Raw genomic sequence first — 15,214 nt, forward strand, 5'->3', positions numbered from 1 at the left:
TCTTCTGTGGTCTGAATATGCAGACCTCCGCCGGCGCGGAGGTCTAACCCTTCGTGCGCTCGACTTCTTCCACGCTCGGATTGGCGCGGAGGGCGGCGGAGATGTGCGTGAGGTGGCGGGCGTCGGTGACGTCGACGTCGATGTCCACGTCGAAGAAGTCGGACTGCCGGTGGTGCATCCTGAGGTTCACGATGTTGCCGCCGGCGTCGCCGATGATCGTGCAGACCTGTCCCAGGACGCCCGGCGCATTGCGGATGGTGGCGGTCAGGCGGGCGCGGGCGATGGCGTTGCGCTCGGCCTCGGGCGTCCACTGCAGGTCGCGCCAGAGCTCCTCGCGGTCCTCGTACTCGGCCAGCTTCTCGCAGTCGATCGCATGGACCGTGAGCCCACGGCCGTCACTCTCCAGGATGCCGACGATCCGGTCGCCCGGCACCGGCGAGCAGCACTGGCCGAAGTGGATGGTGACGCCGGGCGTCAGGCCGCCGCCGCGAACATAGAGCCGGGCCTTGCCTTCGCCGATGTGCCGGCGGGCCGCGGCGGCCTCACGCTCGGCGGCCTTGAGGCCGGGGAAGACGGTCTCCAGCACCTGGCCGGGCGTGGCGCGGCCGCGGCCCACGGCCTCGAACAGGTCCTCCTCGCTCGTGACCGCGAAGCGATCGAGCGCCGGACGGAGGGAGACGTCCTTGCGGGTCTTGCCGGCCGCCTCGAACATCTGGTCGACGGTGGCGCGGCCGAGGCGGACGAACTCCTCCCGCTCGGTCTGGCGGATGTGGCGGCGGATCGCGCTGCGGGCGCGGCCGGTGACGGTCAGCGAGCGCCAGTCGGGCGGCACCACCGGCTTGCCGCCGCGGATCACCTCGACCACGTCGCCGTTGGACAGGGTGGCGCGCAGCGGGCGCAGCTCGCCGTTGATCTTCACCCCGATGCAGGCGTCGCCGATATCGGTGTGCAGGGCGTAGGCGAAGTCGAGCGGCATGGCCCCGCGCGGCAGGCTGACGAGCTGGCCCTTGGGCGTGAAGACGAACACCTGGTCGAGGTACATCTCGAGCTTGGCGTGCTCGACCAGCTCCTCGGCGTCGCCGCCATGTTCCAGCACCTGGACGAGGTGGCGCAGGTTGATCAGCGGGTCGCGGCCGCCGGCCTGCTTCTGGTGCTCGGCGTCGAAGCCGTAGGACTCGTTCTTGTAGCGCCAGTGGGCGGCCACGCCCTCCTCGGCCACGCGGTCCATGGCTTCGGTGCGGATCTGCATTTCCACCCGCATGCCGCGGTAGCCGACGACGGTGGTGTGCAGCGAGCGGTAGTTGTTCCGCTTCGGCGTCGAGATGTAGTCCTTGAACCGCTCGGGCACGCTGGGCCAGGCGCGGTGGATCACGCCCAGGGCGCGGTAGCAGTCGTCCTCGTTCTCCACGATGACGCGGAAGGCGTAGATGTCGGAGAGCTGCGAGAAGCCGATCGACTTGCGCTGGAGCTTCCGCCAGATCGAGAAGGCGTGCTTCTCGCGCCCGAAGACCCGGGCCGGGATGCCGGCGGTGTCGAGACGGGCGGCGATCTCCTGGCTGACCAGCGAGACGGCGCCGCCCTGCTCCTCGCGCAGGGCCTCGAGGCGGCGCAGGATGGCGTTGCGGCCCACCGGATTGAGGTGGGCGAAGGCCAGCTCCTCCAGCTCCTCGCACATGCGGTGCACGCCGATCGAACGGGCGAGCGGGGCGTAGATGTCGAGGGTCTCGCGGGCGATCCGCTCGCGCTTGGCCGGATGCTTGATGAAGTGAAGCGTCCGCATGTTGTGCAGGCGGTCGGCCAGCTTCACCAGCAGGACGCGGACGTCCTTGGAGATGGCGAGGATGAACTTGCGCAGGTTCTCCGCCTGGCGGAGATGCTCCTGGGAGAGCTCCAGCTTGGAGAGCTTGGTGACGCCCTCGACGAGCTCGGCGACCTCGGCCCCGAACAGCTCCTCCACCTTCTCACGGGTGGCGTCGGTGTCCTCGATCACGTCGTGCAGCAGCGCCGTGACGATGGTCTCGGTGTCGAGGCGGTAGTCGGTGAGGATGCCCGCCACCTCGATGGGGTGGGCGAAGTAGGGATCGCCGGAGGCCCGCTTCTGGGAGCCGTGCTGGCGCATGGCGTAGACGTAGGCGCGGTTCAGCAGCGCCTCATCGGCCGTGGGGTCGTACGAGCGGACCTTCTCGATCAGCTCGAACTGGCGAAGCATGCGCGGACGGGGCGGACCCGTCGCGACCGGCGGCTTCATAGGTGCGTCTTGGACCGGAGAGGCGACGGGCTGCGCCGCCTCCCGAGTAGGAGGGTCTGCGCCTTCGGGGCTCAGTACCGCTCCTCCTGGCCGCCGTCCCGGTCGCTCTGCAGCGCGCGGACCAGCTCCAGCTCGCTCATCTGCATGTGGGTCGGATCAGCCAGCAGGGCCAGGGTCTCGGCCTCTTCCTCGGCCTCGGAGCGCTCGTCGACGCGCTGCAGGGTGCCGATCAGGGTTTCCTTGAGCTCCTCGGCGTCGACCACGTCGTCGGCGATCTCGCGCAGGGCCACCACCGGGTTCTTGTCGTTGTCGCGATCGACCAGGATCTGGGCGCCGGCCGAGATGGCGCGGGCGCGATGGGCCGACAGCAGCACGAGGCTGAAGCGGTTGGGGACCTTCTCGATGCAGTCTTCGACGGTGACGCGGGCCATGGAGTCTCTCAGACGGAAAGGTAGAACCGGCGAAAATAGAGGGTCGCAGGCTTTTGTGCAACGCCGCAAAGGCCGCAGGGCGGATGCGGCGGATCACGGACGGATCGGCGTGGCGTCGCGGCCCACGGTCGCCGCGGCGGCCAGGGCGGCGGCGGTCAGGCCGAGGACGGGATGGGTCCAGGCCGGCGCGATCTCGGCGAGCGGGCCCATGACGAAGCGGCGCTCGTGGGCGCGCGGGTGCGGGAGGACGAGCCCTGGCGCATCGCGGACCTCGCGGCCGTGGGCGATCAGGTCGAGGTCCAGGGTGCGCGGGGCGTTCCGCCCTGCCCGCTCACGCCCCATGGCCGCCTCCAGGTCGAGGAGAGCCACCAGCACCTGCTCCGGCCCGGCGTTCGCCTCGACAAGCGCGACGCCGTTGCGATACTCAGGGGCATTCGGATCGGGCCAGGCGGCCGAGCGCCACCAGCCCGACCTTTTTTGGATTTTCAGACCGACCGACGGGAACCGCGCCAGAGCCGCCTCCAGCAAAGCCTCGCAAGAGCCGTAGTCGCCGGCGAGGTTGCTGCCCAGGGCGACAACCACGACCCGATCCAGGTCCAGGAACTCAGTGATTATGACCTTCTACCCCACGGACCGGCTGGCCTTGTTCATCGACGGGGCGAACCTCTACTCCGCCGCCAAGAACCTCGGCTTCGACATCGACTACCGCAAGCTGCTGGAGGAGTTCAAAAAGCGCAGCGTGCTGGTGCGCGCCTACTACTACACGGCGCTGGTGGAGAACGAGGAATACTCGCCGATCCGGCCGCTGGTCGACTGGCTGGACTACAACGGCTACCGCCTGGTGACGAAGGCCGCGCGCGAGTTCGTGGACAACCAGGGCCGCAAGCGCTGGCGCGGCGACATGGACGTGGAGATCGCCGTCGACATGCTGGAGATGGCCGACCACGCCGACCACCTGGTGCTGTTCTCGGGCGACGGGGACTTCCGCCGGCTGGTGGAGGCGGTGCAGCGCAAGGGCAGCCGGGTGACCGTGGTCTCGACCGTGAAGTCGCAGCCGCCGATGGTGTCGGACGAGCTGCGCCGGCAGGCCGACAACTTCGTGGACCTGGCCGATCTGTCGGACCTGATCGGCCGACCGTCGCGCCTGCCCAAGTTCCTGCAGGAAGCCCGGGCCGTGAACCCCGACGACCGCGCCGCCGATGCCGACGCCTGAGGCCGCGGCCGCCGAGGCGCCCCCTGAGGCCCCGGCCGACTGCCCGCTTTGCCCGCGCCTGGTGGCCTATCGCGAGGCGAACCAGCGCTCGATCCCCGAGGGATTCAACGGGGCGGTCGCCTCGTTCGGCGACGAGGGCGCGCGGCTTTGCGTGGTGGGGCTCGCGCCCGGCCGCATGGGGGCCAACCGGACGGGGCGGCCCTTCACCGGCGATGGGGCCGGCGTGATGCTGTACGACACCCTGCTGAAGACCGGCTTCGCGCGGGGGACCTACGAGGCGCGGCCCGACGACGGGCTGACGCTGGTCGACTGCATGATCACCAACGCCGTCCGCTGCGCTCCGCCCGGCAACAAGCCCGAGACGGCCGAGGAAACCGCCTGCCGGCCTTTCCTGGCGGCGCGGCTGGCCGCCCTGCCGCGACTGAAGGTGATCGTGACCCTCGGCGACGTGTCGCGGCGCAACGTGCTGCGGGCGCTGGGGCTGAAGGCGTCGGCCGGAATCGCGGGCCACGGGACCGAGTTCCCGGCGGGCCCCTACACGGTGCTGAACAGCTACCACTGCTCGCGGCTCAACACGAACACCGGCCGGCTGACGGCGGAGATGTTCGAGGCGGTCTTCCGGCGGGCGCGCGAACTGATCGAAGTTTAGGCGCCGCTCGTCGCCGAGCAGGTTGGGGCTATGGCGGAGACCGGACATGGGCTGTAGCGTCGCCCGCCTGTCCAGCTTCACGGATTCCCGCACGTGCCCAAGACGCTTCTCGCCGCCCTGCTCGCCACCGCCCTCGCCGCGCCTGCGTTCGCGCAGCCGAAGGTCGATCCCGCCCTGCACGCCAAGGCGCTGGAGATCCTGGCGACCGGCATCGGCTATCGCACCGTGGCCGGCGGCGACCAGTTCGTGCCCTATGCCGAGTACCTCAAGCGCGAGCTGATGGCCGGCGGGTTCAAGGCCGAGGAGATCACCATCGAGCCAATGGCCGGCACGGCGTTCCTGATCGCCCGTTATCCCGGCAAGGACCCGAAGAAGAAGCCGATCGTCATCTCGGGCCACATGGACGTGGTGGAGGCGAAGGCGGCCGACTGGACCCGCGATCCGTTCACGGCCGTGATGGAGAACGGCTATGTCTTCGGCCGCGGGGCGACCGACAACAAGTTCGACGTCTCCATGGTGGTCGCGACGCTGGCCAACCTGCGCAAGCAGGGCTGGAAGCCGGGCCGCGACGTGATCCTGGCCCTCTCCGGCGACGAAGAGACGACCATGCGCACCACGGCGGCGCTGGCCGAGCGGTTGAAGCACGCCGAGCTGGTGCTGAACGCCGACGGCGGCGGGGGCAGCCTGACCGAGGACGGCAAGCCAGTGGCCTATGGCGTCCAGGGCGCCGAGAAGACCTATGCCGACTTCCACCTCACCGTGACCGACGCCGGCGGGCACTCCAGCCGGCCGACGCCGACCAACGCCATCTATCGCCTGGCCAAGGCGCTGGACCGGCTCGAGGCCTACAAGTGGCCGACGATGCACAACGAGATCACCCGGGCGACGGCGGCGGCCATGGGCCCGAACACGCCGGGCGAGGTGGGCAAGGCCATGAGCCGGTTCGCCGCCGATCCCACCGACAAGGCCGCGATCGACACCATCCGGGCCGACTACAACTACAGCCCCGCCCTGCACACGACCTGCGTCGCGACGATGCTGGAGGGCGGCCACGCGCCGAACGCCCTGCCCCAGAAGGCGACGGCCACGGTGAACTGCCGGATCTTCCCCGGCGTGTCGTCCGAGAGCGTGAAGGGCACGATCGCGGAGATGACCAAGGACCTCGGCGTGACGGTGACGCGGCTGGACGACGGCTCGATCGACAGCCCGGCCTCGCCGCTGCGGCCCGACCTGATGAAGGCGGTGGCCAAGGCGGTCCACGCGCGCTTCCCGGGCCTGCCGATCGTGCCCGCCCAGGCGTCGGGCGCCACCGACAGCATGTATTTCCGCGCCGCCGGCGTGCCGAGCTATGGCGTCTCGGGCCTGTTCATGAAGGACTCGGACGAGTTCGCCCACGGCCTGAACGAGCGGGCTCCGATCGCCGCCGTCGACGGCGACCTGGCCCACTGGGACATCCTGCTGAAAGAGCTCGCCAAGTAGGCCCGATCAGGACTGGTGGGGCTCGGTCTCGATCCCGGCCTCGGCGGCGTCCTTGAAGCCGCCGAGGTTGTGGACGCGCTCGTAGCCCATGTCCTTCAGGGTCTTGCACGCCAGGGCCGAACGCCCGCCCGAGGCGCAATAGAGCACAAGCGCCCGGTCCTTGCGGATGTCGGGGTCGTGGTAGGGCGTGGCGGGGTCGGCGCGGAACTCGAGCATCCCGCGCGAGATGTTCTTGGCGCCCTTGAGCTTGCCCGTCTGGACCACCTCGTGCGGGTCGCGCACGTCGAGCAGGAGGGCGTCCTCCTGGGCCATGAGGGCCAGGACTTCCATGGGCGTGATCCGCGTCGTCGCCTCATGGGCCGCCGCGAGCATGTCCTTCACGGTCTTGGTCATCGCACGCTTCCTCCACTCCACCTGCCGCCGCGCCGCATGGCGACGACGGCAGGTTAGCAGGTCTGCGGGCTACTTCGAGCGGGCGATCCACGCGTCGACGCGCGTCTCCAGCACGTCGAGCGGCAGGGCGCCGGCCGACAGGACGACCTCGTGGAAGTCCCGGACGTCGAACTTCGGGCCGAGCGCCTTCTCGGCCTTGGCACGGAGCTCGGAGATCTTGAGCTGGCCCACCTTGTAGCTGGTCGCCTGACCGGGGTTGGTGAAGTAGCGGTCCACCTCGCGGGCGACGTCGAGGTCCGAGCTCAGGGTGTTGGCCTTCATGTAGGCGATGGCCTGGTCGCGGCTCCACTTCTTGGCGTGAATGCCGGTGTCGAGGACGAGGCGGGCGGCCCGCCAGATCTCGAGGCTGAGGCGACCGAAGTCATCGTAGGGGTCCTGGTAGCCGCCGGCCTCCTTGCCCAGCTTCTCGGCGTAGAGGCCCCAGCCCTCCAGATAGGCGCCGTAGTAGGCGAAGCGGCGGAACATCGGCAGGTCGGGCTGCTCGGCGGCTCTCGCGAACTGGAAGTGATGCCCCGGCGCGCCCTCGTGGTAGGCGATGGCCGGAAGCTGGACCTTCTGGACCTGGGTCATGTCGGCCAAGTTCACATAGAAGATGCCCGGACGGCTGCCGTCCGGGGCGCCCGGATTGTAGAAGGCGGTGGACGCGGTCTTCTCGCGGAACGGCTCCACGGCGCGGACCTCCAGCGCCTGTTTCGGCAGGGTCGAGAACTGCTTGTCCGCCACGGCCATGTAGTCGGCGATGATCTTCTTGGCGTCGGCCAGGTACTGCTGCTTGCCGGCGTCGGTGTTCGGGTAGTGGGTCTTGGGGTCGGTCCGGACGAACTCGAAGAACTCGTCCAGCGTGCCCTTGAAGCCGACCTTCTGCTTGATGACCTCCATCTCGGCGCGGATCCGCGCGACCTCCGAGAGGCCGGTCTGGTGGATCTGGTCGGGCGTCAGCGGGGTGGTGGTGAAGAAGGTCACCATGTCGGCGTAGTAGGCCTCGCCCTGCGGCAGCGCCCAGACGCCGTTCACCGTGGCCGCCTTGGCCTTCATGCCCTCGAGGGCAGCGATGTAGCGGCCATAGCCGCGGCGCCACTCGCCCTTCAGCGCAGCTTCCCCGGCGGTCAACAGACGCGCCTTGGTCGCGTCGTCCGCCTTGAGCGCCGCCACCTTCTTCTTGAAGTCGGCCCAGACCGGGTGATCCGCGCCGCCGTCGAAGGGCGCGCCCTTGGTCTGGTTCTGGGCGTCGGGAATGACCCGGCCGAACACGAAGGACGGCGGCAGGTAGCCCTTGGCCGTGCGCTCATCGATGTCGGCGCTGACCTCGCCGGCCACGCGCTCGAACGCCTTCAGGCGCGAGACGTAGGCCTCGGCGTCGGCGACGCTGTCGACCCGGTGGTTGTTGATCAGCATGACCGGCAGGTTGTCGAGGCCGCTGCCGTTCGAGGACACGGCGTAGTTCTGCCAGTACCACTTGTCGAAGAGGCGCTGGGTGACGACCGACTTCTCGAACAGATCATACGACAGCCGCGAGTTCTCGCTGAGCTTGGCGCGGTCGAAGTCGCGCTTCATGCGGGCGAGCTGGGCCTCGGCCACCGCCAGCGCCTTGCCCTGGCCCGCCTTGGTGTAGTCGCCGAGCTCGGCGTAGCGCTCCTTCATGCCGAGGGCGGTGAGGGTCTCGGGGCTGAGGCGCGCGGCTTCCAGGAAGGCCTCCTGGAAGAAGGCGGCGAGCCGGGCGTCCTCGGACTGGGCCGCCGCGGGCGCGGCGGCGGCCGGAGCCGCCGGGGCCTGGGCCATCGCCGGCGTGGTTGCGAGGACGGCGGTGAGCGCCAGGACGGAACAGGCGGTGCGGAACATATTGCCCCCAGAGTCAGGATTTGGGGGCTGGCTTACGGGCTGCCGACGCTGGGGCGAAATGAATTCGCGTTAAACCTCAGCGACTCGTCGACGAACGCCATCCGGGTTCGGCGCGCGCCTAGCGCCAGTAGCGGTAGGTCCAGACGGGTGCGAAGCCGGCGCGGCGGTAGATGCGGCGCGCGGGGTTGCCTTCCTCCACCTGCAGGAAGACGCGGCCGATCCCGCGGGCCCGCATCGCGCGGCCGAGGGCGGCGAGGATGGCGCCGGCGTGGCCCCGGCCGCGGGCGGCCGGCGCGGTGCGCATGCCGTGGATCCCGGCCCAGCCCTGGCCGAAGGAGGCGACGCCGACCGCCTGGGTCAGCCCGCCCTCCCCCGCCGCGCCATAGACGGCGCCGGGCGAGCGGCTCAGGGCGGCGACGCGGTGGGCGCCGTCGGCCGGATCGAAGCCCTCGCCCAGGAACACAGCGGCCCAGGCCTCGTCCGGCCGGTCGAGGACGCGGGCGGGAGCGTCGCTGAAGGCGGCCAGGGCGGCGACGTCGCCGACCTTCATCACCGTCGGCTGCTGGCCGGTCAGGCCGTGAGCCGACAGGGCCGCGCGGACCTCATCGAAGGCTGGAACGTCGGCGATGCGGAAGGCCGGCGGGAGACCCCGGGCGCGATAGGCCGCCACGATCTCGCCGACGGCGGCGGCGTCCAGGTCATGGCGGAGCGGCGCGGCGCTCTTGGCCCGGCCGATCGTGCCGTGATCGAAGGGGACGATCCAGCCGCCGATCTCCAGCACCTCGGGCGGCGCGACGGCCTCGACGGTGGCGCGCTCCAGGCTTTCGATCCCGGCCGCGTCCAACTTCAGCCCTTCTCCCGCATCAGGCGGGCCTTGTCCCGCTGCCAGTCGCGCTCGGCGACCGTGTCGCGCTTGTCGCGGACGTTCTTACCCTTGGCGAGGGCGATCTCCAGCTTCGCCAGGCCCTTGTCGGACCAGTAGAGCTTCGTCGGGATTAGGGTGCGGCCTTCCCGCTGCACCGCGCCAATCAGCTTCTCGATCTCGCGCCGCTTCAGGAGCAGCTTCCGGGGCCGGCGCGGCTCGTGGTTGAAGTGCGGGCCGGCCTGGGCGTAGGGCGGGATGTCGGCGTTGACGAGCACGATCTCGTCGCCCTCCACCGCCGCATAGCTCTCGGCGATGTTGGCGCGGCCGTTGCGCAGCGACTTCACCTCGGACCCGGTCAGGGCGATGCCCGCCTCGAACGTCTGCTCGAGGAAGTAGTCGAACCGCGCCCGTCGGTTCTCGGCGATCAGATTTCCAGCCATGTCAGGTCATATAGGCATCAGTTGACGATGCCGGCCTCCCTGAGCGCGGCCAGCACCTCGGCGCGCGCCGCTTCCGACGCAGGCGTGATCGGCAGGCGGGCGTCTTCCCGGCAAAGCCCGAGGTGCGCGAGGGCGAACTTGGTCGGCGACGGCGAGGCGTCGGCGAACAGGGCCTTATGCAGGCGGATGAGCCGGTCCTGAAGCTGCAGGGCGGCGGCGTAGTCGCCGGCCATGCAGTCGTTGTAGAACTGGGCGCAGAGTTCGGGGGCGACATTGCACGTCACCGAGATGGCGCCGTGGCCGCCATGGGCCATGTAGCCGAGGCCGCCGTCGTCGTTCCCCGACAGCATCACCCAGTCCTCGCCGCACTCCAGGCGCTGGAGGCTGGCGCGCGGCAGGTCGCCGGTGGCGTCCTTGATGCCGATGATGTTGGGCAGCTTGGCCAGGCGCGCCAGGGTGGCGTTGGAGATGTCCACGCTGGTGCGGGCCGGCACGTTGTAGACCAGCACCGGAAGCTGCACGGCGTCGTTGATCGCCTTGTAGTGGGCGTAGAGCCCCTCCTGGCTGGGACGATTATAGTAGGGCGTCACCACCAGGGCGGCGTCGGCGCCGATCTGCTTGGCGTGCTGCACCAATTCGATCGCCTCGGCCGTAGAATTGGAGCCGGCGCCCGCGACGACCGGCACGCGGCCCTTCGCCGTCTGGACGCACAGCTCGACCACGCGGCGGTGCTCCTCGTGGCTGAGGGTGGCGGTCTCGCCGGTCGTGCCGACGGGGACGAGGCCATGGACGCCGCCGGCGATCTGGCGTTCGACCAGGGCGACGAAGGCGTCCTCGTCGACGGCGCCATCGCGGAAGGGAGTCACGAGCGCCGGCAGGACGCCGCGGAAGAGAGGATCGGACATGAGGTGTGCAAAAAGCCGTGAAGATGTCGCCCAGTGAGGCGACGTTCAGATTTCGGCGGACAATATGTTGGCGTAGGCGTGGGTCGCAATGTCGATTCCGCCGAGAATTCGTGCACCCCGTCCGGGGGGAGTGAGATTGAACCCGAAGCTTCGTAACGCCCTGCTCGTCTCTGGCGCCCTGGTGGTGGCCACAACGATGGCGCGCGCCCAGTCGGCGGACCCCATTGGCGACCTCCTGTCTCCGAAGCGGGCCGAACCCGCGACGGCTCCGGCGGCGCCGGCGCGCCAGACGGTGGCGCAGCCCCTGGGCGCGGCGGACCAGGCCTCGCTGAAGGACGGGTTGAACGCCGCCCGCCGCGCCGACGTCGCCGGCGCCCGCGCCGCGATCTCTCGCACGTCCCATCCCATCGCCCGCAAGCTGGTGACCTGGGCGCTGGTGGACGCCAACGCCGAGGCGCTGAGCTTCTATGAGGTCGACGCCGCGCGGCGTGATCTCGCCGGCTTCCCCCGCCCCGGCCGCCGGCAGGCCGCCGCGGAGAAGCTGATCGAGACCTCCGGGAAGTCCCCGGGCGAGATCGTGGAGTGGTTCGGAGGCCAGGCGCCGCAGAGCGCGCACGGGGCCCTCGCCCTGGCCACCGCCTACCGCGCCACGGGCCGGCAAGCCGAGGCGGCCGACCTGATCCGCGCCTGGTGGCGAGGCCGCAGCTTCGAGGCCGACGTCCAGAGCCGGATGCTGAGCCGCTTCGGCGACGTGCTGACCACCGACGACCACGCCCGGCGGGCCGACGTGCTGCTGTACGGCAGCCAGGGGCCGGCGGCGCGGGCGGTGGTCGCCCTGCTACCGACCGAGCTGCAGGCGACGGCGCTCGCGCGGATCTCCCTGCGCGGCGATTCGGAAGCCAACTACAACGCCCTCTCGCCGGCCGACCAGGCGAGCCCCGGGGTCGCCTTCGAACGGGCGGCCTACCTGCGCCGCAAGGGGCGCGAGAGCGAGGCTGTCGCCCAGCTCGCCAATTTCCCGAAGGAGATGGTGACCTCCGACGGGGCCGAGCGCATGTGGAGCGAACGCAAGCGGCTGGTGGCCACGGCGATCCGGGCCAACGACTGGCGCGGCGCCTATCAGGCGGCGGCCAACTCCGGACTGAACGAGGGCGTCGACGCCACCGAGGCCGAATTCTACGCCGGCTGGATGGCGCTGAACCGGCTGAACGACCCGGTCGCAGCGGGCCGCCACTTCGCCAACATCGCCCGCATCGGGACCTCGCCCATCACCCGTGGCCGGGCCTTCTACTGGCAGGGCCGGGCCGCCGAGGCCCGCGGCGACAAGCCCGCGGCCGAGGCGTTCTACGCCCAGGGCGCCGAGCATCTGACGACCTTCTACGGGCAGCTCTCGGCCGAGAAGCTGGGCCGGCGCCTGACCCTGGTCAGCGATCCGACCCCCAGCGCGGCGGACCGCGCGCGCTTCGAGGGGCAGGACGTCGTCCAGGCCATGCGGATGCTGGCCGACCAGGGCCAGCGGGACCTGTTCCGCGCCTTCGCCCTGCACATCGACGACAACGTCCCGACCACGGTCGACGCCGCGCTGCTGATCGACGCCATTCGCGACTACGGCGACCAGGACACCTCGATGAAGGCGGCCCGGGCGGCGGCCACGCGCGGGCTGATCCTGACCGACCGCGCCTATCCGTATCGCACGCCCCCGGACGTGGCCGGCGCGCCGGAGCCGGCGCTGGTGCTGGGGATCACCCGGCAGGAGAGCGGCTTCGACCCCTCGGTCCGCTCGCACGCCGACGCCCGGGGGATGATGCAGCTCCTGCCCTCGACCGCCCAGGTCGTCGCCCGGCGGATGGGGGTGAGCTACTCCGTCTCGCAGCTCTACGAGCCCGACTACAACATGCGCCTGGGCTCGTCCTTCCTGGGCCAGCTCGTGGACCGGTTCTCGGGCTCCTACATCCTGGCCGCGGCAGGCTACAACGCAGGGCCCGGCCGGCCGGCGCAGTGGGTGAGCTGGTGCGGCGATCCGCGCGCCGGGGGCCAGGATCCGCTCGACTTCATCGAGTGCATCCCGTTCTCGGAGACGCGGAACTACGTGATGCGCGTGATGGAGAACATGCAGGTGTACCGCGCCAAGCTGAACGGCGGGTCGGCGCCCATCACCCTGTCGCAGGACCTGAAGCGCGGCGGCTATTCCTACGCGGTCACCGGCCAGTCGGCGAACGCCAGCGCGAACTAGGTTCCTCGCGGCTTGGCCCGGGTCGTGGGCGCGGCGGACGCGGGATCCTCGGGCCAGACGTGCTTGGGATAGCGGCCGCGCATGTCGGTGCGGACGTCCTTCCACGACCCCTTCCAGAAGCCCGGCAGGTCCTTGGTGGTCTGGATCGGCCGATGCGCCGGCGACAGCAGCGACAGGGTGAGCGGAACGCCGCCGACCGTCGGGTGCGTCGCGAGGCCAAAGACCTCCTGCACTCGCACCTCGACCTTGGGTCCGCCCTCGGCGGCGTAGTCGATGGCGAAGCTGTTGCCGGTGGGCGCGGTCCAGCGGGCGGGCGCCTCGGCGTCCAGCCGCCGCTGCTGGTCCCAGGGCACGAGGGTGCGGAGCGCGCCGTCCAGCACTTCGGGCTTCAGGGCGTTCAGGCCACGGAGGCCGTGAAGCACGGGGGTCAGCCAGTCGTCGAGGCGGTGCAGGAGGGCGGCGTCGGAGAGGTCGGGCCAGTCGGAATCGCGGGCGTGGAGGAAGGCGGCGCGCTCGCGCAGCGACCGGGCCGCCTCGCCCCAGGGCAGGATCGAGACCCCCTCACGCCGGAGGCGGTCGGCCAGGGCGTGGGCGATCAGGGCCGGGTCGGGATTCTCGTCTATCTCCTCGCGGAGGATCAGGCGGCCGAGACGGGTCACGCGCTTCACCCGCAGACGGCCGCCGCCGCTCTCGTCGAGGCGCTCCTCGGTCTCGAACTGATCCTGGAAGGCGGCGAGCTCGTCCGCCTCCAGTGGGGCGGCCAGGAGGATTCGGTCGCGGCGCTCGCCGCCGCCCATCTCGGCGATCGCCAGCCAGGGCGCGCGGGCGAGGGCGTCGGTGGGTTCGACGAAGGCGCCGCGCCCGGTGACGAGCTGGAATTCCCCCTGCCCGCCGCGCGCCTTGGCGATACGCTCGGGATAGGCGAAGGCCAGCAGCAGGCCGTCGGACAGGGGCTCGCCGGTTCCAGCCTTCCCCGCCATGCCGGCCCAGCGGTCGGCCAGCGCGCGAGCGTCGCGGGCGCGGGGACTACGGTCGCGCTCAAGGCCCTCCAGGCGATGGCGAAGGTCGGCGTCGCGGCCTCCGAGCCCGCGCTCGGTGACCAGGGCGGCGATCCGCGCGGCGCGGGCCGCCTGGCCCGTGGCGGCGGCCTTCAGCACCATGTGCGCCAGGCGTGGCGGCAACGGCATGTCGGCCAGCGCCCGGCCGTGGGCGGTCAGAACGCCCTCCCCGTCCAGCGCCTCGAGCCGGCGCAGGAGCGCCCGGGCCTCGGCGAAGGCGGCGGCGGGCGGCGGGTCGAGGAAGGCGAGGTCCGCGACGTCCTTGGCGCCCCAGCGGGCGAGGTCCAGGGCCAGGCCGGAGAGGTCCGCGTCCAGGATCTCGGGATCGGCGAAGGCCGGCAGGGCCCGGGTCTCGGCCTCGTCCCACAAGCGATAGCAGGCGCCCGGCTCGGTGCGGCCGGCGCGGCCGCGGCGCTGGTCGGCGGCGGCGCGGCTGACGCGGACGGTGGCCAGCCGCATCAGGCCGCTGGCCGGGTCGTAGCGGGGCACGCGGGCCAGGCCGCAGTCGACCACCACGCGGACACCCTGGATGGTCAGGCTGGTCTCGGCGATGGAAGTGGCCAGCACGATCTTGCGGCGGCCCGGCGCGGCCGGCTCGATGGCGCGGTCCTGATCGCGCGGGTCGAGGGCGCCGTACAGCGGGGCGATGTCCACCTCGGGCCGGCGGATGCGCTCGGCGAGTCGCTCGGCGGTCCGCAGGATTTCGCCCTGCCCCGGGAGGAAGACCAGCAGGCTGCCCGTTTCCTCGGCAAGGGCCCGCTCGATCGCGCGCACCACCTGGTCCTCGAGGCGGAGGCGGTCGTCGCGGCCGAGGTAGCGGGTCTCCACGGGGAACATCCGCCCCTGGCTCTCGACCACGGGGCAGCCGTCCAGCAGCCGCGCCACGGCCGCGCCGTCCAGCGTCGCCGACATCACCAGGATGCGCAGGTCGTCACGCAGCAGCCGCTGGGCGTCGCGGGCCAGGGCGAGACCCAGGTCGGCGTCGAGGCTGCGCTCATGGAACTCGTCGAAGATCACGCACGAGACACCCGCGAGCTCGGGATCGGAGAGGATCATGCGGGTGAAGACGCCCTCGGTGACCACCTCGATTCGCGTCGCGGCCGAGACCCGGGTCTGCATGCGCACCCGGTAGCCGACCGTCTCGCCGACTTTCTGGCCCAGGGTCTTCGCCATGCGGTCGGCGGCGGCCCGGGCCGCGAGCCGGCGGGGCTCGAGCATGATGATCTTGCCGTCGGCCATCCACGACTCGCCCAGGAGCTCCAGGGGAACGACGGTGGTCTTGCCTGCGCCGGGGGGCGCCACGAGCACGGCGGCGCTGGAGGCGGCAAGCGACGCCTTCAGTTCGGGCAGGGCCTCGTGGACGGGCAGCATTCGCCCGCCTCTAGCCTGCGAAGGGGGCAT

13 protein-coding genes are annotated in these 15,214 nt (G+C 71.0%); 4 read left to right on the forward strand and 9 right to left on the reverse strand.

Features of this window, described 5'->3' with window-relative positions; all coding sequences use genetic code 11:
- Nucleotides 1–43: 43 nt before the first annotated feature.
- The 3 genes from DJ019_RS03695 to folK all read right to left on the reverse strand — a co-directional run bounded on the left by DJ019_RS03695 (nt 44) and on the right by folK (nt 3,261).
- Nucleotides 44–2,248 carry a RelA/SpoT family protein gene (locus DJ019_RS03695; protein ID WP_111274611.1) on the reverse strand — a complete coding sequence of 735 codons (2,205 nt, stop codon included), beginning with the start codon at nt 2,246–2,248 and terminating at the stop codon, nt 44–46.
- Nucleotides 2,249–2,319: 71 nt separating this feature from the next.
- The gene (rpoZ, locus tag DJ019_RS03700) at nt 2,320–2,679 is read right to left on the reverse strand and encodes a DNA-directed RNA polymerase subunit omega (protein WP_111274612.1); all 360 of its coding nucleotides are present in this window, start codon (nt 2,677–2,679) and stop codon (nt 2,320–2,322) included.
- A gap of 93 nt (nt 2,680–2,772) precedes the next feature.
- Nucleotides 2,773–3,261 carry a 2-amino-4-hydroxy-6-hydroxymethyldihydropteridine diphosphokinase gene (folK, locus tag DJ019_RS03705; protein ID WP_165843884.1) on the reverse strand — a complete coding sequence of 163 codons (489 nt, stop codon included), beginning with the start codon at nt 3,259–3,261 and terminating at the stop codon, nt 2,773–2,775.
- A 31-nt stretch (nt 3,262–3,292) separates the two neighbouring features.
- Between folK and DJ019_RS03710 the strand changes: the two genes are divergently transcribed.
- The 3 genes from DJ019_RS03710 (at nt 3,293) to DJ019_RS03720 (ending at nt 6,020) form a co-directional block, all read left to right on the forward strand.
- Nucleotides 3,293–3,892 carry a LabA-like NYN domain-containing protein gene (locus tag DJ019_RS03710; protein WP_111274614.1) on the forward strand — a complete coding sequence of 200 codons (600 nt, stop codon included), beginning with the start codon at nt 3,293–3,295 and terminating at the stop codon, nt 3,890–3,892.
- On the forward strand, nt 3,879–4,541 hold the full coding sequence (locus DJ019_RS03715) for a uracil-DNA glycosylase (RefSeq protein WP_111274615.1): 663 nt from the start codon (nt 3,879–3,881) through the stop codon (nt 4,539–4,541). The genes DJ019_RS03710 and DJ019_RS03715 overlap by 14 nt, the downstream gene beginning before the upstream one ends.
- Nucleotides 4,542–4,634: 93 nt before the next feature.
- Nucleotides 4,635–6,020, forward strand: coding sequence for a M20/M25/M40 family metallo-hydrolase (locus DJ019_RS03720; RefSeq protein ID WP_111274616.1), 1,386 nt, complete (start codon nt 4,635–4,637; stop codon nt 6,018–6,020).
- A 6-nt stretch (nt 6,021–6,026) separates the two neighbouring features.
- Here DJ019_RS03720 and DJ019_RS03725 read toward each other — a convergent pair whose 3' ends face one another.
- From DJ019_RS03725 to dapA, 5 genes are all read right to left on the reverse strand, one after another.
- The gene (locus DJ019_RS03725) at nt 6,027–6,413 is read right to left on the reverse strand and encodes a rhodanese-like domain-containing protein (RefSeq protein WP_111274617.1); all 387 of its coding nucleotides are present in this window, start codon (nt 6,411–6,413) and stop codon (nt 6,027–6,029) included.
- 69 nt (nt 6,414–6,482) lie between these two features.
- Nucleotides 6,483–8,312 (reverse strand): DUF885 domain-containing protein, encoded by a 1,830-nt coding sequence (locus DJ019_RS03730; protein ID WP_111274618.1) that lies wholly within the window; start codon nt 8,310–8,312, stop codon nt 6,483–6,485.
- A gap of 118 nt (nt 8,313–8,430) precedes the next feature.
- On the reverse strand, nt 8,431–9,156 hold the full coding sequence (locus DJ019_RS03735) for a GNAT family N-acetyltransferase (protein ID WP_111274619.1): 726 nt from the start codon (nt 9,154–9,156) through the stop codon (nt 8,431–8,433).
- 2 nt (nt 9,157–9,158) lie between these two features.
- Nucleotides 9,159–9,617, reverse strand: coding sequence for an SsrA-binding protein SmpB (gene smpB / locus DJ019_RS03740; RefSeq protein ID WP_111274620.1), 459 nt, complete (start codon nt 9,615–9,617; stop codon nt 9,159–9,161).
- A gap of 17 nt (nt 9,618–9,634) precedes the next feature.
- Nucleotides 9,635–10,522, reverse strand: coding sequence for a 4-hydroxy-tetrahydrodipicolinate synthase (gene dapA, locus DJ019_RS03745; RefSeq protein WP_111274621.1), 888 nt, complete (start codon nt 10,520–10,522; stop codon nt 9,635–9,637).
- A gap of 136 nt (nt 10,523–10,658) precedes the next feature.
- Between dapA and DJ019_RS03750 the strand changes: the two genes are divergently transcribed.
- Complete coding sequence (locus DJ019_RS03750) at nt 10,659–12,755, forward strand: lytic transglycosylase domain-containing protein (protein WP_240606354.1); 2,097 nt, start codon at nt 10,659–10,661, stop codon at nt 12,753–12,755.
- Here DJ019_RS03750 and hrpB read toward each other — a convergent pair.
- A complete protein-coding gene (gene hrpB, locus DJ019_RS03755; protein WP_111274622.1) occupies nt 12,752–15,184 on the reverse strand; it encodes an ATP-dependent helicase HrpB in 2,433 nt (810 codons plus the stop codon). The two genes, DJ019_RS03750 and hrpB, sit on opposite strands and share 4 nt — an antisense overlap.
- Nucleotides 15,185–15,214: the final 30 nt, after the last annotated feature.

Origin of the sequence: Phenylobacterium kunshanense (genome assembly GCF_003254525.1) — a bacterium.
In the GTDB taxonomy this organism is placed as follows: Bacteria; Pseudomonadota; Alphaproteobacteria; order Caulobacterales; family Caulobacteraceae; genus Phenylobacterium; species Phenylobacterium kunshanense.

Bases quoted from the DNA above. Each gene is read 5' to 3' on its own strand.
- DJ019_RS03715 (WP_111274615.1), top strand. From the start codon at position 3,879: ATGCCGACGCCTGAGGCCGCGGCCGCCGAGGCGCCCCCTGAGGCCCCG.
- DJ019_RS03710 (WP_111274614.1), top strand. From the start codon at position 3,293: ATGACCTTCTACCCCACGGACCGGCTGGCCTTGTTCATCGACGGGGCG.
- smpB (WP_111274620.1), bottom strand. From the start codon at position 9,617: ATGGCTGGAAATCTGATCGCCGAGAACCGACGGGCGCGGTTCGACTAC.
- DJ019_RS03725 (WP_111274617.1), bottom strand. From the start codon at position 6,413: ATGACCAAGACCGTGAAGGACATGCTCGCGGCGGCCCATGAGGCGACG.
- rpoZ (WP_111274612.1), bottom strand. From the start codon at position 2,679: ATGGCCCGCGTCACCGTCGAAGACTGCATCGAGAAGGTCCCCAACCGC.
- hrpB (WP_111274622.1), bottom strand. From the start codon at position 15,184: ATGCTGCCCGTCCACGAGGCCCTGCCCGAACTGAAGGCGTCGCTTGCC.
- dapA (WP_111274621.1), bottom strand. From the start codon at position 10,522: ATGTCCGATCCTCTCTTCCGCGGCGTCCTGCCGGCGCTCGTGACTCCC.
- DJ019_RS03695 (WP_111274611.1), bottom strand. From the start codon at position 2,248: ATGAAGCCGCCGGTCGCGACGGGTCCGCCCCGTCCGCGCATGCTTCGC.
- DJ019_RS03730 (WP_111274618.1), bottom strand. From the start codon at position 8,312: ATGTTCCGCACCGCCTGTTCCGTCCTGGCGCTCACCGCCGTCCTCGCA.